Raw genomic sequence first — 15,526 nt, forward strand, 5'->3', positions numbered from 1 at the left:
AGTGGCACATAATGTTCGACTAAAAGTAAATTCAAAATTTGTAAATAAATATCGTGGTGGTTTCCCATTAATATTCTCAGATGCAATCACAAACATAAAAGACTTAAAAGAAGAGGGAACTATAGTAAATCTCGTTGATGAGAAAAATACATTCATTGCTAAAGGTTACTATGGCAAACAAAACAAAGGCTACGGCTGGGTCCTTAGCAAGAATGAACATGAAACATTTGATAAAAAGTTCTTTAAAAATAAAATCACATCTGCTCTTCATAGAAGAGAACATTTATTTGGTGAAGAAGATACGAACGCTTTCCGAGTGTTTAATGGTGAAGGCGACGGAGTTGGTGGAATAACCATCGATTATTTTGATGGGTTCTATTTAATCAATTGGTATAGTGTAGGCATTTACCAATTTCGTCAAGCCATTCTTGATGCGCTAAAAGACTCTGTTGATTACAAAGGTATTTATCAGAAGAAACGGTTTGATGCCAAAGGGCAATATGTGGAAGATGATGACTTTGTAGCCGGAGAACGCGGAGAGTTTCCACTAATTGTGAAGGAAAACGGTGTTCAGTTTGCGGTTTATCTAAATGAAGGCGCCATGGTTGGTATCTTTTTAGACCAACGGGAAGTTAGAAAAACCATTCGTGATAAATATGCCAAGGGAACGAATATGTTAAATACGTTTTCCTATACAGGTGCTTTTTCCGTATATGCTGCATTAGGTGGAGCTATAAAAACTACTAGCGTGGACCTTGCCAATCGGAGTAAGCCAAAGACAATCGAGCAATTTAGCCTGAACGGCATTGATTATGAAGCACAAGATATCATTGTCGAGGATGTTTTCCATTACTTTAAATATGCAGGTCGTAAAAACTTGAAGTTTGATTTAGTTGTTCTAGATCCACCGAGCTTTGCTAGGTCTAAAAAGAATGTATTTAGTGCGGATAAAGATTATAAAAACCTCCTAAAAGAAGCAATAGCAATTACGGAGGATGATGGAGTAATCGTCGCATCCACGAATAGTAGTGCCTTTGGAATGGACAAGTTTAAAGGATTTATTCAAACAGCATTTCAGGAAACCGGTCACAAATACACCGTATTAGAAGAATTCTCCTTACCAGAGGATTTCCGTACAATTAGAGAATATCCACATGGTAAATATTTGAAAGTTGTATTTGTGAAGAAGTTAAAATAGAGGTTAGAATAACTTGAACCCTAAATTGGACAACTACTGTCTAGTTTAGGGTTTCATCACTTCATTTCTATAATAAAATACTTCCTTTGAAATTCCACATAAAAAACTACTCATTTCACTAAATCCACACTCCTTTTTTTGCTATAATAAACTAATGGAATATGTTGATGGAGGATTAGACCTTTGTATACAAATATGAAAGAATGGAAACATGTATTTAAACTAGACCCAGCTAAGGAAATTGCTGATGAAGATTTAGAATTAATCTGTGAATCTGGAACGGACGCAATTATAGTAGGTGGAACGGATAATGTAACGCTTGATGGCGTATTGGATTTATTATCAAGTATACGTCGTTATACGGTTCCAGTTATTTTAGAAATATCAACCATGGATGCTGTGACACCAGGGTTTGATTATTATCACATTCCGATGGTGATGAACAGTAAAGATAAAAAGTGGATGATGGATATACAGCATGAAGCGATTAAAGAATATAAGGATATCATGAATTGGGATGAAATCTTTGTAGAAGGCTATTGCATTCTAAATGAAGAAGCGAAGGCTTTTAAAGCAACGGATTGTAAAATACCAACGGATGATGATGTTATCGCTTATGCCTATATGGCGGAGAATGTCTTTCATCTCCCAATATTCTATGTGGAGTACAGCGGGAAATATGGTAATCCAGATTTAGTGAAGAACGTGAAAGCGGAGTTAGACCAGACACTTCTTTTCTATGGTGGTGGCATTGAAACAGCAGAACAGGCTAAAGAAATGAAAGAACATGCAGATGTTATTGTCGTAGGTAATAGCATTTATACGAATATAAAAGAAGCTTTAAAGACAGTACAAGCTGTGAAAGCTAATTGATTTTTAGGAAGGTGTTTTAAGCATGAGTCGTACAATCGATGACTTAATTAAAGGATTGAACAAAGAGCAACAAGAGGCTGTTAAACATACAGAAGGACCGTTATTAATTATGGCCGGTGCTGGAAGTGGGAAGACTCGTGTGTTAACACACCGGATTGCTTATTTAATGGAGGAAAAAGGAGTTTCCCCACGTAATATTTTGGCGATAACCTTTACCAATAAAGCTGCACGTGAAATGAGGGATCGTGTTAGTAAGCTTGTTGGTCCGGAAGCGCAAGATATGTGGGTATCAACATTCCACTCCATGTGTGTACGGATTTTAAGAAGAGATATTGATCGTATTGGTTATAATCGTAATTTCACTATATTAGATAGTGGAGATCAGCTTTCTGTCGTAAAGCAAGTACTAAAAGATTTAAATATTGATACAAAGCAATTCGAACCTCGAGCAATGCAAGGTCAAATTAGTAGTGCGAAGAACGAACTGATTACTGCTGAGGAATTCACCAATAAAGCTGGTAATTTCTATGACAGACAAGTGGCAAGAGTATTTGAAGGCTATGAGAAAGTACTTCGTAAAAACCAGTCGCTAGACTTTGACGATTTAATCATGCAGACTATTCATCTGTTCAAGCGTGTGCCAGAGGTATTAGAATATTATCAACGCAGATTCCAATTTATTCATGTGGATGAGTATCAAGATACCAACCATGCGCAATACACATTAGTTAAACAGTTAGCGAATCGATTCCAAAATCTATGTGTAGTTGGTGACTCAGATCAATCGATTTACCGCTGGCGTGGAGCGGACATTTCTAATATTCTATCCTTCGAAAAAGATTACCCAGCAGCAAGAACGGTATTCTTAGAGCAAAACTATCGTTCTACAAAATCAATTCTAGAAGCTGCGAATAAAGTAATATCGAACAACCCAGGACGCAAGCCGAAGAATCTTTGGACAGAGAATCCAGATGGTCAAAAAATCAATTATTATCAAGGTGCTACCGAGCAGGATGAAGCACTATTTATTACCGATAAAATTCGCGAGCTTATCCGTGAAGAAGGATATTCACCAAGTGATGTTGCGATACTGTATCGTACCAATGCCCAATCCCGTGCGATTGAGGATACATTAATGAAATCTGGTGTTTCGTATCAAATGGTTGGTGGTATGCGATTCTACGACCGTAAAGAAATTAAAGATATGATTGCTTATTTGCGCTTAATAACAAACCCCGACGATGACTTAAGCTTTGAACGTGTCGTCAATGAGCCAAAGCGCGGAATCGGGAAAACATCGATAGACCGTCTTCGAGCATATGCTGCAGAAAATGGCATGTCCTTCTACCAAGCAGTAGAAGTCGTTGATTTTACAGGTGTACCGAAAAAGGCAGCAAATGCACTGGCGGAGTTCGGTAATCTAATCAAAACCTTACATCAACAACAAGATTTTCTTACTGCGACGGACATGGTACAACAAGTGTTAGAACGCTCTGGTTATGAGGAAATGCTGAAAAACGAACGTTCGATAGAATCACAAAGCCGATTAGAAAACTTAGAAGAATTTATGACAGTAACACATGATTTTGAAGAGACAAGTGAAGACAAAACACTTATTGCTTTCTTAACAGACCTTGCATTAGTAGCTGATATTGACCGTGTAGACGAAGAAGATCCGGATAACAAAGAAAAAGTTACCTTAATGACATTGCACGCAGCAAAAGGTCTTGAATTCCCAGTCGTATTCTTAATTGGGATGGAAGAAAATGTATTTCCACATAGTCGTGCGATGTTTGATGATGAAGAAATGGAAGAAGAACGTAGACTTGCTTATGTTGGGATCACGCGTGCAGAGAAACAACTTTATTTAACCAATGCGAAAATGCGTACCCTTTATGGCCGTACAAATATGAACCCAGTAAGCCGCTTTATTAATGAAATACCAGAAGAGCTTGTAGATGGATTAGAACAAATGAAACAATCTATGTTTGGTTCATCGTCATTTGGTAATGATTTTAATAGACAAGAAAGAACGCCGTTTGGAAGTCCTTCGAGAACTAGACCTACTCCAGGACAATCACTAGGACAGCCACAGCCTAAACGTAAGGCAGAGCGCATCCAAACTACTACTGGTGCGGAGTCCGAGACTTGGAAAGCTGGAGATAAGGCGGAACACAAGAAGTGGGGCGTCGGTACTGTAGTAAAGGTTCAAGGTGAAGGGGATAAGATGGAGCTAGATGTTGCCTTCCCAGCACCTACAGGAATCAAACGTTTGCTTGCGAAATTTGCACCAATAACGAAACAACAATAGGAGGTGCTTGTGGAATGGATAAAGCTCAAGCACAGGTAAAAATCGAAACCTTAAAGGAATTATTAAACCGCTATGCACATGAATATTATGTGCTGGATCAACCTTCCATTCCGGATTCGGAATATGACCAAAAACTGGAAGAGTTACGTAAATTAGAAGCGGAATTTCCAGATTTAATTACAAGTGATTCCCCTACGCAACGGATTGGTGGGGAGCCTCTTGAAGGGTTCCAAAAAGTTCAACATTCCATCCCTATGCTAAGTCTTGGTAATGCATTTAACGAGCAGGATCTTCGTGATTTTGCTCGTCGTGCAAGCCAAGGGACTGATAAGCCATTAGCTTTTGTTTGCGAGCTGAAGATTGATGGGCTAGCCATCTCCCTTACATATGAAAATGGAAAATTTGTCCGTGGCGCCACGCGTGGAGATGGTACTACCGGTGAAGATATCACAAGTAACTTACGGACAATTAAAAGTATTCCATTATCCATTAAGGAAAAGGCAAAAATCGAAGTTCGCGGAGAAGCATATATGCCGCATAAATCGTTTCTTGCCCTAAATAAGCAACGGGAAGAAGACGGGTTAGAACTTTTTGCTAATCCAAGAAATGCGGCAGCTGGGTCGTTAAGGCAGTTGGATCCTAAAATAGCAGCATCCCGTAATTTAGATATATTTTTATATGGCATCGGTGAATGGGAAGCGAATCAAGTGTCCTCACATAGTGGGCGATTAAAACAGCTTAAAGACTTTGGATTTAGAACGAATCCAGAATGGAAGAAATGCGATACTATTGAAGAAGTATTAGCGTACGTGGAATATTGGACAAAAGAGAGACCTAATCTACCGTATGAAATTGATGGTATTGTTATAAAAATTGATGATCTACAAACACAGGAAGAGCTTGGCTTTACAGTGAAAAGCCCGCGTTGGGCAATTGCATATAAGTTTCCTGCAGAAGAGGTTGTCACGAAACTAAAAGATATCGAATTGAGTGTGGGTAGAACGGGTGTTGTTACGCCAACTGCGATATTAGAGCCAGTTAAAGTAGCAGGAACCACGGTGCAACGCGCCTCTCTTCATAATGAAGATTTGATTCGTGCGAAGGATATTCGTATTGGCGATACGGTTGTCATTAAAAAGGCAGGGGATATTATTCCAGAAGTAGTGCGAGCGCTAACGGAGCAGCGTACTGGAAAGGAAGAACCATTTCATATGCCAGAAGCTTGTCCAGCCTGTGGTAGCGAACTAGTCCGGTTAGAAGAGGAAGTAGCGCTTCGTTGCATTAATCCAAATTGTCCGGCTCAGCTACAGGAAGGGCTAATACATTTTGTATCCCGTAATGCGATGAATATCGATGGATTAGGTGAAAAGGTTATTAACCAGTTATTCAGTGAAGGATTAATCCATACAATTGCAGATATTTATCGTTTGGAACGAGAAGAGCTATTAAAACTGGAACGTATGGGAGAAAAATCGGTAGACAATTTACTTCAAGCAATTGCAGCTTCTAAGGAAAATTCACTTGAGCGACTGTTATTTGGATTAGGAATTCGTTTTATCGGAGCAAAAGCTGCCAAAACGTTAGCAGTGGAATTTGAAACAATTGATCGTCTGAAGCAAGCTTCTTATGAGGATTTAATTGCAATAGATGAAATAGGAGATAAGATGGCTGATTCAGTAGTTCGATATTTTGAGGAAGAAAAAGTAACAGACTTAATTCAAGAATTAAAAGAGCTTCAGTTAAATATGGAATATAAAGGGCCGAAACGAGTAGAAGTTAGTCTCGAATCTAATCCATTTGCAGGAAAGACAATTGTACTAACTGGGAAAATGGAGCAGATGTCCCGACCAGAAGCAAAAGAGCGAATCGAAGCCCTGGGTGGCAAAGTAACAGGAAGTGTAAGTAAGAAGACGGATCTCGTGATTGCAGGGGAAGATGCTGGGTCAAAATATGACAAAGCAGTAGAACTCGGGATTACGGTGTGGAATGAAGAAGAATTTATGAAGATTCTGGAAGGATAATGAGGAGGGGTTGCTTTGAAAAGATTTAGTATATTATTGGTATCGACACTCCTCTTACTGACGGGATGTACACCTAAATTTAATGACGATACAGAGGATGAAGTTGTACAAAAAGAGGAAGAACCTACAGGTCAACCTTCTATCGTTCCAACCTATAAGCTTTCAGAAGAGGATTATCGGGTGATTTTACCTTACAGAACTAGTAAAGCTAGGGGAGTAATTACCAATCAGATGGGAGCGAATCGACTCGATATCGATGAATTGGAACAAGGATTATTGCGACATTCCAAAGAATATTTCGATCCTAATAAATATTACTTTGAAGAAGGACAATACCTAGATAGTAAAACAGTATTTAGGTGGATTGATGAATTGAATCCAGAACTTGATGATGATGCAACTATTGAAGAACACCGAGATAATCCAAGAACATTTACTCATATACTAGAGCAAAATTATTTACAAAGAAAAGAAGACAATACAGTGGAACTAGTTGGTGTGTCATTCGGATTAGCTTTAAAGTCACAATACCGATTCTATGCAGAGGGTAGAGGTCCATTTTATGAAACAATAGAAGAAGATGACATGCTTAAAAAAGGAAAAGAAATTGCCCAAACTGTGTTAGAGCGAGTTAGACAAATTGATGGACTTCAAGAAGTGCCAATTGTGTTTACCATCTACCGTGAGGAAAAGTCTGGATCTGCTGTACCAGGTAACTTCGTAGCTAAAACCTATGTCAAAGCAAATGATATGAGCATAGATGATTGGGAAACGGTAGAAGAAGATTATATTCTTTTCCCCTCTAATGAAGCAGAAGAGAAGTATTTTGATGATGCACAAATCGTGAATACTTTTGGAGAAGAAATTGCTGGATTTTTCCCTAACTATGTTGGCTATATTGGAGAAGGGTTCTATGTAAATGAAGAATTACAAAAACTGACGATTGAGGTACCTATTGAGTTTAATGGGAAATCTGAAATTATTGGTTTTGCTCAATATACCTACGGGTTGGTAAAAGATAAATTCCCTAATAATTATGATATAGAAATTCAAATAAGCTCCAGTCAAAAGTTAGAAGGCTATATTTATCGTGAGGCTGGAGACGAAGATCCAATTGTCCATCTATTTGATTAATAATTAGATTGTTTGAAGAGTTTTCTATATTACGTTAGAATAAGGAGTGGATATATTCCACTCCGTTTTTATTGAACTTCATAGCATTGGTAAACATCATTTTCGGACATTATGTAAGCGGAGCCATATGTAATATATTGCATATTAATATGAGGAGGTTTTATTTTATGGTAGTACCGTACACGCATGAGCCTTTTACTGACTTTACAGTAGAAGAAAACAAACAGCAAATACTAGAGGCACTAAAGAAGGTTGAAGCAGACCTTGGCAAAGAATATCCACTAATCATCAACGGTGAACGCATCTTTACGGAGGATAAGATTGTATCCGTCAATCCTTCCAATAAAGAAGAAGTTATCGGATATGTATCAAAAGCAAACAAAGAACTTGCTGAAAAGGCTATGAAAGTAGCAGATGAAAAGTTCCAAAATTATTGGAGAATGTCAGATCCTAAATTCCGTGCAGGGATCCTATTCCGTGCAGCAGCAATTATTCGCCGCCGCAAGCATGAATTCAATGCACATCTAGCAAAAGAAGCTGGTAAGCCTTGGAAGGAAGCAGATGGAGAAACTGCTGAAGCAATTGACTTCTTAGAGTTTTATGGTCGCCAAATGCTTGAACTGAAAGATGGAATGCCAATAAACAGTCGTCCTATTGAGCATAACCGTTTTGATTACATTCCTTTAGGAGTTGGGCTAGTAATCTCTCCTTGGAATTTCTCTTTTGCTATTATGGCAGGAACTGCTGTTGCGGCTATGGTTACTGGTAACACTGTTTTATTAAAGCCTGCAAGTGTGACTCCTGTTGTTGCTTACAAATTCATGGAAGTACTCGAGGAAGCTGGTATGCCTGCTGGAATCATTAACTATATTCCAGGTCCAGGTAGTGAAGTTGGTGACTATTTAGTTAATCACCCACGCACTCGTTTTATTAGCTTCACTGGTTCACGTGAAGTTGGACTAAATATCTTTGAACGTGCAGCTAAGATTCAACCTGGTCAAATTTGGCTGAAACGCACTATTCTAGAAATGGGCGGTAAGGATACTATTGTTGTTGACAAGGAAGCTGATCTTGAACTAGCAGCTGAGTCTATCGTACATTCAGCATTTGGATTCTCAGGACAAAAATGTTCGGCATGTTCTCGTGCAGTAATCCATGAAGATGTTTACGAGCAAGTGAAAGATCGTGTTGTAGAGTTAACGAAAGAATTAACTGTAGGTGACCCTGCAGAAAATAAATATATGGGACCGGTTATTGACCAAGGTTCTTATGATAAAATCATGAAATACATCGAGATTGGTAAAGAAGAAGGAAGAATACTAGTTGGTGGTACAGGTGACGATTCAAAAGGTTGGTTTGTTAACCCAACAGTAATTGCTGATCTTGATCCAAAAGCTCGTATCATGCAAGAAGAAATCTTTGGACCAGTTGTTGGTCTAACGAAAGCAAAAGATTTCAATGAAGCAATTGAAATTGCGAATAATACAGAATACGGCTTAACTGGTGCAGTAATCACAAATAACCGTGAGCACTTAGAACAAGCACGCAGAGACTTCCATGTTGGAAACTTATACTTCAACCGTGGATGTACTGCTGCAATCGTTGGATACCAACCATTTGGTGGATTCAATATGTCTGGTACAGATTCAAAAGCAGGTGGTCCAGACTACCTAGTCCAACACATGCAAGGTAAAACAACATCTGAAATGCTTTAATAACGAAAAACCTCTTTCAATTTGACTGAAAGAGGTTTTTTTACTATTCTATGAAAATCAGGAAATTTACGCCCAAATAACGATACTATTTCGACATAATTCTACAACTTTCTACAAACTAACCCTGATTTTTCTATCAAAACTTTCCTACTTTCCTCAATTTAGGAAAGTAGGAAAGTTTTTAGCGATTTATTAGTACTTTTTACCCCCAACTTTCCCAATATGAAAATTAGAAAAATATGCTATCATAGATTTAACAGATAGATTCAGAGACAAATAGTAGGAGGAAAGTAACATGGAAATCGGCTCCTTTATTAAATTACAACGTGTCAAAAAAGGAATGACGCAAGAAGAACTAGCAGCAGGCATTGTTTCTATGAGCTATTTGTCTAAGATTGAAAATCTTCGTACAGAAGCAAGCCCTGAAGTTGTGAGTATGCTTTGCACGCGTTTAGGGATTGAGTTAGATAGTGATAAGGATATTACAATCAAGGAAAAATGTGAACGATGGTTTAATATGCTATTTGAGGTTAATGACAAGGAACAAATCGTCGAAAAGTTTCAAGAACTTAATGAGTTAATGACAATAGTTCGATCCGATAGTTTGATGTTGTTCGAGATACATAAAATAAGATATTTTCTTGTTTTAGGTCAATATGACAACGCGTTGGAACAGATTAACAGTTTAAATGAAGTTTCTAGTTCATTTGATAATAATCATTTGTATTATTGGTATAAATTTAAAGGGAACTATTCATTTTTAAATAATGAATATAATCAAGCGATGAAATTGTTTAAACTAGCTGAGGACAAGATTAATCAGACTCATATTCCTGATTCAGAAGTTGCCGATTTACAATACACTATAGCTGTCACACATAGTAAATTGATAAACACACTTGAAGTTATTGAGTATTCGAATAAGGCAATTGATATTTTCCAAAAGGAATATAACTTTATACGATGTGCTCAATGTCATATTCTTTTAGGTATTTCATATAGAAGAATTAAAATGTATGAAAAAGCGATTAAACACTATAACTTAGCTAAACATCTGGGTGAACTAAATAAGAATAATACAGTTATCCAGTTAACTAATCAAAACCTAGGTTATTTGTATTCTGCAATAGGGGATTCAAAAGAAGCTATTAAGCATTACCTAGCAGCAATTGACGATGAGTCGGTAGGCTTAAATGAAAGATTGATAGCTATAACAAATTTAATAAAAGAATACTATAAAGCCTATAATCTCGAAAAAGCACTAGAAGTAACTGAAAAAGCAAAAGAGTTATTGAATTTAGCAAAGAATAATGTTTTTTATGAATTATATTATTATATAGTTCATTCATATATATATGCTATCAATGAACAGTACGAACAATTTACCACGTTAGTAATAGAGGATCTTATACCTTACCTAAAGAAACATAAGGATCATGGAAATTTAATTCTATTTTCCAATATGTTGGCAAAGCACTTTGAAAGTGTTGGTAAGTATAAGGACTCTGTTAAATATTATAAATTAGCTAACCTCACCTATGAGGAAATAGTAAACTTGTAAAGGGGGGATAATCTTGAAAAAACTATTTGCTTCATTAGCTTTAGGAACACTTCTAATGGGAGGATTTTTATTCATGCAGGATAATCAGTCAACTGATTTAGCGCATGGAGAAGCAGAACCTAGCATCTTGAAAATGTCTAGTGTTTCTCCAGTGAGTCTTTACTAATTAATCAATTTACTTAAGCTTGTCAGTAATCTATGTTTTTTACCCTATTACTATATGATAGATATTGCCTGAAATAGTGTGGAAGCTATTTCAGGTCTTTTTTTTGTTTAAATGAAATCTTTTCTTTCCAAAATACTGGATAAGTTGCCTATTACTAGGATATTCTGCTATTATCAATAGTATTGTAAAAGCTTTTTACCCTAATATATAAATGATAAACTTAGATTTATGGAGGTGCGGAAAATGGCAGAAATTACAAAGGAACAAGTGAAACATGTAGCAAACTTAGCACGTCTTGAAATTTCGGATGAAGAGGCTGCAATGTTTACAGAACACTTAAGTTCCATCATTACATTTGCAGAGCAATTAAATGAAATAGATACGGATGGTATTGAACCGACAACTCACGTATTAGATTTGAAAAACGTAATGCGCAAGGACGAGCCTAGACAATGGATTACAAGAGAAGAAGCATTGAAAAATGCCCCTGATCATAAAGATGGACAATACCGTGTACCATCAATTCTAGAATAAGGAGGGAAAATGAATGTCTTTGTTTGACCATAGTATTAAAGAAATCGAAGCGAAATTACATAATAAAGAAATCACAGCTACTGACCTTGTAGATGCTTCTTATGATCGAATTAAAGAAGTAGATGATAAGGTTCATGCATTCCTAACTTTAGATGAAGAGAATGCACGAGCGAAAGCGAAAGAATTAGATGCTGAGTCTGATATAACTGCAAAGTTATTCGGAATTCCAGCTGGTATTAAGGATAATATTGTAACGAAAGGCATACGCACAACTTGTGCTAGCCAATTTTTACGCAACTTCAATGATCCACTTTATGATGCAACGGTTGTAGAAAAATTAAATGCGGAAAAGTCTATTACGATCGGTAAACTAAACATGGATGAATTCGCAATGGGTTCTTCTAATGAAAACTCAAGCTTCACACCAACTCGTAATCCATGGAATACAGATTATGTTCCAGGTGGATCCAGTGGTGGTTCTGCAGCAGCAGTTGCAGCTGGTGAGGTATTATTCTCATTAGGATCGGATACTGGTGGATCGATTCGTCAGCCTGCATCATTTTGTGGAGTGGTCGGATTAAAACCTACATATGGACTAGTTTCCCGTTTTGGACTAGTGGCATTTGCGTCATCTTTAGACCAAATTGGGCCATTAACTCGAACGGTTGAAGATAATGCACGTGTGTTAGAAGTAATTGCAGGTCATGACAAAATGGATACAACGAGTGCTAATGTTGACGTTCCTTCTTACACAGAGGCTTTGACCGGTGATGTAAAAGGATTAAAAATTGCTGTACCTAAAGAATACCTTGCCGAAGGGGTTAACCCGGAAGTGAAAGAAGCTGTTCTAGAAGCACTAAAAGTGTATGAAACATTAGGTGCTACATGGGAAGAAGTTTCTTTACCACATTCGAAATATGCAGTAGCAACGTATTACTTGTTGTCTTCATCCGAAGCATCAGCAAACCTTGCTCGTTTTGATGGAGTTCGTTATGGTGTCCGTTCAGAAAATGCGGAAAACATGATTGACGTATTCAAAAAGTCTCGTAGTGAAGGTTTCGGCGAAGAGGTAAAACGTCGTATTATGCTAGGAACTTTTGCTTTAAGCTCTGGTTACTATGATGCTTACTATAAAAAAGCACAAAAAGTACGTACGTTAATTAAAAATGATTTCGATAAAATTTTTGAAGAATATGATGTTATTATGGGACCAACTAACCCGACTCCAGCCTTCAAAGTTGGCGAGAGAATAGATGATCCATTAACAATGTATGTGAATGATATTTTAACAATCCCAGTAAACCTTGCAGGGGTGCCAGGAATCTCCATTCCGTGTGGATTTTCACCGGAAGGCTTACCGATTGGCTTACAAATTATTGGTAAGCATTTTGATGAAAGTACGGTTTATCGTGCAGCTCATGCCTATGAACAAGCTACGGATCATCATACAAAAAGACCTCAACTTGGAGGTGCTAACTAATGAACTTTGAAACGATTATTGGTCTTGAAGTACACGTTGAACTTAAAACAAAATCTAAAATCTTTAGTCCTAGCCCTAACGCGTTTGGATCAGACCCAAATACAAATGTTAACCCAATCGATTTAGGATATCCTGGAGTATTACCAGTGTTGAATGAAGAGGCGGTTAATTTTGCGATGAAAGCTGCAATGGCACTTAACTGTGAGATTGCAACGAATACGAAATTTGACCGTAAGAACTACTTTTATCCAGACAATCCTAAAGCATATCAAATCTCGCAATTTGATCAGCCTATCGGAGAACATGGTTGGATTGAAATCGAAGTAGGCGGTAAAAAGAAAAAGATCGGTATTACCCGAGTTCACCTAGAAGAAGATGCAGGTAAACTAACGCACGGTGATGATGGATACTCATACGTGGACTTTAACCGACAAGGTACACCATTAATTGAGATTGTATCCGAGCCTGATATGCGTTCTCCAGAGGAAGCATATGCTTACCTTGAGAAACTAAAAACAATTATTCAATATACAGGTGTTTCTGATGTCAAGATGCAAGAAGGGTCCCTTCGTTGTGATGCAAATATTTCTCTTCGACCTTATGGTCAAGAAAAATTCGGTACGAAAGCAGAATTGAAGAACTTAAACTCCTTTACTTTTGTTCAAAAGGGTCTGGAGTTTGAAGAGAAACGCCAAGAAAAAGTATTACTTTCTGGTGGAGAAATCTTGCAAGAAACACGTCGCTATGATGAAAAAACGAAAGAAACCATTCTGATGCGTGTAAAAGAAGGTTCGGATGACTACCGTTACTTCCCTGAGCCTGACTTAGTACCACTTTACATTGACGATGCTTGGAAAGAGCGCATCAAGAGTGAAATCCCTGAGCTTCCAGATGCTCGTAAACAACGCTATATTGAGCAATTAGGCTTATCCGAATATGATGCGGCTAATTTAACGAACTCCAAAGAAATGGCGGACTTCTTTGAAGAAACAGTGAATAATGGCGCAGATATGAAACAGGCTTCTAACTGGTTAATGGGTGAAGTTTCTGGTTACATGAACAAGCATTATAAGGAACTTCACGAGTTAGCATTAACCCCAGAATCATTAGGGGAAATGATTAAACTAATTGAGGACGGAACTATATCTTCCAAGATAGCGAAGAAAGTATTCGCAGAACTTGTGGAGAATGGTGGCGACCCAGAAGAAATCGTGAAAGCTAAAGGACTTGTTCAAATTTCCGATGAAGGCCAATTGCGTGAAGTAATTACAGGCATTCTAAATGATAATGAACAATCGATTATTGATTATAAAAATGGTAAAGACCGTGCACTTGGTTTCTTAGTAGGACAAGTGATGAAAGCAACGAAAGGCCAAGCTAACCCACCAATGGTTAACAAGATCTTAGTTGAAGAAATGGATAAGCGATAAAATAGTCTTTAGGGGGACTGTCCCCAATGTCATTAAGTTAAGTTTACATTTTTTACCACAGTTAAACTAATTAGTTCTTCAAATCTCATTTATCCTATTAAAGTTTAAGTGAATTTTGATACAACATAAAAAAGGCAATAGGATGCCCGGGAGATGGAAATATCTATTTTTTCATCCCCTGGTAGGCATCCTATTCTATTTAGAGCGGGTTATAACGCAGCCTTCTGTACTAATCCATTTCTATTAGCGCTCAAGTTTCTAGTACGTCGTTTGTAACTTCGTCCTGGTCGTATTGGGATTCTACTCCTTTTTGCTTCTTCGAGCAACTGTTTGTAAATTTTATTTCGTTTTCTCGGATTATCTTCTAATATCAAATGAATAAGGTTTGATTTTAATTTACCAATTATTATGTTGGTATTTGATTTGTATAGATACTCTAGATTCTTTCCTTCTTGTTCCTTCAAAATAATTTCATCAACTTCATGTGCCATAAATGACGCCATATTCGATAGAAACATAGTGGCATAATAATCCTGCTCCACTGATAGTGGAGTATCACCTGTAAACTTCTGAAGCTTCAGTTTGTTTTTTAATTCATCAAACTTGCTTTCAATTCCCCATCTTTTGAAATAGAGTACTTTGAAATCTTCTAGTTTGAACCTCTTATCTACAATATTCGTTAGGAGTAATTCTTCTTGTCCAGAAGATAGTTTAATTCGAATAGCACGTAATCGTACTATCTTACCCTGCTTCTTAATTTCAACTAGTTGATCTGGAATAGATGGATCAATGAAAGCTTTATAATTATTGATGGGAGTTCTGATAATAAACTTTACATTAATGTCTACAAGATAGTCGAAGAAATCGATGGATGGATATCCTCTATCAAACAGAAATAGATCATTATCCGTAAGGTTCTCCTTGAAGGATTCCAGTAATTCTTTAGCTAAGTGACGCTCACTATCCGTACATTTTGTAATTAATGCTTTCACAATTAGATTATTTTCGATATCATAGATACAGGATGCCAGTGCGCGTGCCAATTCTAGCGAATTGCCTTTCGAAACGCCAAAGGCGTCCTTTAATCTTTTAGAATTATTTAT

Annotated in this window: 12 protein-coding genes; 11 read left to right on the forward strand and 1 reads right to left on the reverse strand. The window is 37.3% G+C overall.

What is annotated here, in order from left to right; all coding sequences use genetic code 11:
• The first annotated feature begins 1 nt into the window (after position 1).
• The 11 genes from TE34_RS01810 to gatB all read left to right on the forward strand — a co-directional run bounded on the left by TE34_RS01810 (position 2) and on the right by gatB (position 14,423).
• Positions 2 to 1,198: a class I SAM-dependent rRNA methyltransferase gene (locus tag TE34_RS01810; RefSeq protein ID WP_047983135.1), complete on the forward strand. Its 1,197-nt coding sequence runs from the start codon at positions 2 to 4 to the stop codon at positions 1,196 to 1,198.
• Between the two features lie 195 nt (positions 1,199 to 1,393).
• On the forward strand, positions 1,394 to 2,071 hold the full coding sequence (gene pcrB, locus TE34_RS01815) for a heptaprenylglyceryl phosphate synthase (protein WP_084710589.1): 678 nt from the start codon (positions 1,394 to 1,396) through the stop codon (positions 2,069 to 2,071).
• A gap of 22 nt (positions 2,072 to 2,093) precedes the next feature.
• Entirely contained in the window at positions 2,094 to 4,382 is a 2,289-nt protein-coding gene (gene pcrA, locus TE34_RS01820; RefSeq protein ID WP_047983124.1) for a DNA helicase PcrA, read from the forward strand.
• A gap of 14 nt (positions 4,383 to 4,396) precedes the next feature.
• Entirely contained in the window at positions 4,397 to 6,403 is a 2,007-nt protein-coding gene (ligA, locus tag TE34_RS01825; protein WP_047983125.1) for an NAD-dependent DNA ligase LigA, read from the forward strand.
• 15 nt (positions 6,404 to 6,418) lie between these two features.
• Entirely contained in the window at positions 6,419 to 7,537 is a 1,119-nt protein-coding gene (locus TE34_RS01830; protein ID WP_047983126.1) for a CamS family sex pheromone protein, read from the forward strand.
• A gap of 167 nt (positions 7,538 to 7,704) precedes the next feature.
• Positions 7,705 to 9,252 carry an L-glutamate gamma-semialdehyde dehydrogenase gene (pruA, locus tag TE34_RS01835; RefSeq protein WP_047983127.1) on the forward strand — a complete coding sequence of 516 codons (1,548 nt, stop codon included), beginning with the start codon at positions 7,705 to 7,707 and terminating at the stop codon, positions 9,250 to 9,252.
• 295 nt (positions 9,253 to 9,547) lie between these two features.
• Positions 9,548 to 10,813 (forward strand): helix-turn-helix domain-containing protein, encoded by a 1,266-nt coding sequence (locus tag TE34_RS01840; RefSeq protein ID WP_047983128.1) that lies wholly within the window; start codon positions 9,548 to 9,550, stop codon positions 10,811 to 10,813.
• A 13-nt stretch (positions 10,814 to 10,826) separates the two neighbouring features.
• Entirely contained in the window at positions 10,827 to 10,979 is a 153-nt protein-coding gene (locus TE34_RS20900) for a hypothetical protein (protein WP_157037558.1), read from the forward strand.
• 243 nt (positions 10,980 to 11,222) lie between these two features.
• Positions 11,223 to 11,513 carry an Asp-tRNA(Asn)/Glu-tRNA(Gln) amidotransferase subunit GatC gene (gene gatC / locus TE34_RS01845; protein WP_047983129.1) on the forward strand — a complete coding sequence of 97 codons (291 nt, stop codon included), beginning with the start codon at positions 11,223 to 11,225 and terminating at the stop codon, positions 11,511 to 11,513.
• 13 nt (positions 11,514 to 11,526) lie between these two features.
• Positions 11,527 to 12,993: an Asp-tRNA(Asn)/Glu-tRNA(Gln) amidotransferase subunit GatA gene (gene gatA, locus TE34_RS01850; protein ID WP_047983130.1), complete on the forward strand. Its 1,467-nt coding sequence runs from the start codon at positions 11,527 to 11,529 to the stop codon at positions 12,991 to 12,993.
• Entirely contained in the window at positions 12,993 to 14,423 is a 1,431-nt protein-coding gene (gatB, locus tag TE34_RS01855; protein WP_047983131.1) for an Asp-tRNA(Asn)/Glu-tRNA(Gln) amidotransferase subunit GatB, read from the forward strand. The genes gatA and gatB overlap by 1 nt, the downstream gene beginning before the upstream one ends.
• Before the next feature lie 209 nt (positions 14,424 to 14,632).
• Here the strand turns inward: gatB and TE34_RS01860 are convergent.
• On the reverse strand, positions 14,633 to 15,526 hold an 894-nt coding region (locus TE34_RS01860), incomplete at its 5' end, for a transposase (protein ID WP_047983132.1).

It is taken from the genome of Ornithinibacillus californiensis (genome assembly GCF_001038485.1).
Classification (GTDB): domain Bacteria; phylum Bacillota; class Bacilli; order Bacillales; family Amphibacillaceae; genus Ornithinibacillus; species Ornithinibacillus californiensis.

Excerpts from the sequence above, each read along its gene's own strand:
- pcrB (WP_084710589.1), top strand. The coding sequence starts at position 1,394 with ATGAAAGAATGGAAACATGTATTTAAACTAGACCCAGCTAAGGAAATT.
- pcrA (WP_047983124.1), top strand. The coding sequence starts at position 2,094 with ATGAGTCGTACAATCGATGACTTAATTAAAGGATTGAACAAAGAGCAA.
- ligA (WP_047983125.1), top strand. The coding sequence starts at position 4,397 with ATGGATAAAGCTCAAGCACAGGTAAAAATCGAAACCTTAAAGGAATTA.
- pruA (WP_047983127.1), top strand. The coding sequence starts at position 7,705 with ATGGTAGTACCGTACACGCATGAGCCTTTTACTGACTTTACAGTAGAA.
- TE34_RS01840 (WP_047983128.1), top strand. The coding sequence starts at position 9,548 with ATGGAAATCGGCTCCTTTATTAAATTACAACGTGTCAAAAAAGGAATG.
- gatC (WP_047983129.1), top strand. The coding sequence starts at position 11,223 with ATGGCAGAAATTACAAAGGAACAAGTGAAACATGTAGCAAACTTAGCA.
- gatA (WP_047983130.1), top strand. The coding sequence starts at position 11,527 with ATGTCTTTGTTTGACCATAGTATTAAAGAAATCGAAGCGAAATTACAT.
- gatB (WP_047983131.1), top strand. The coding sequence starts at position 12,993 with ATGAACTTTGAAACGATTATTGGTCTTGAAGTACACGTTGAACTTAAA.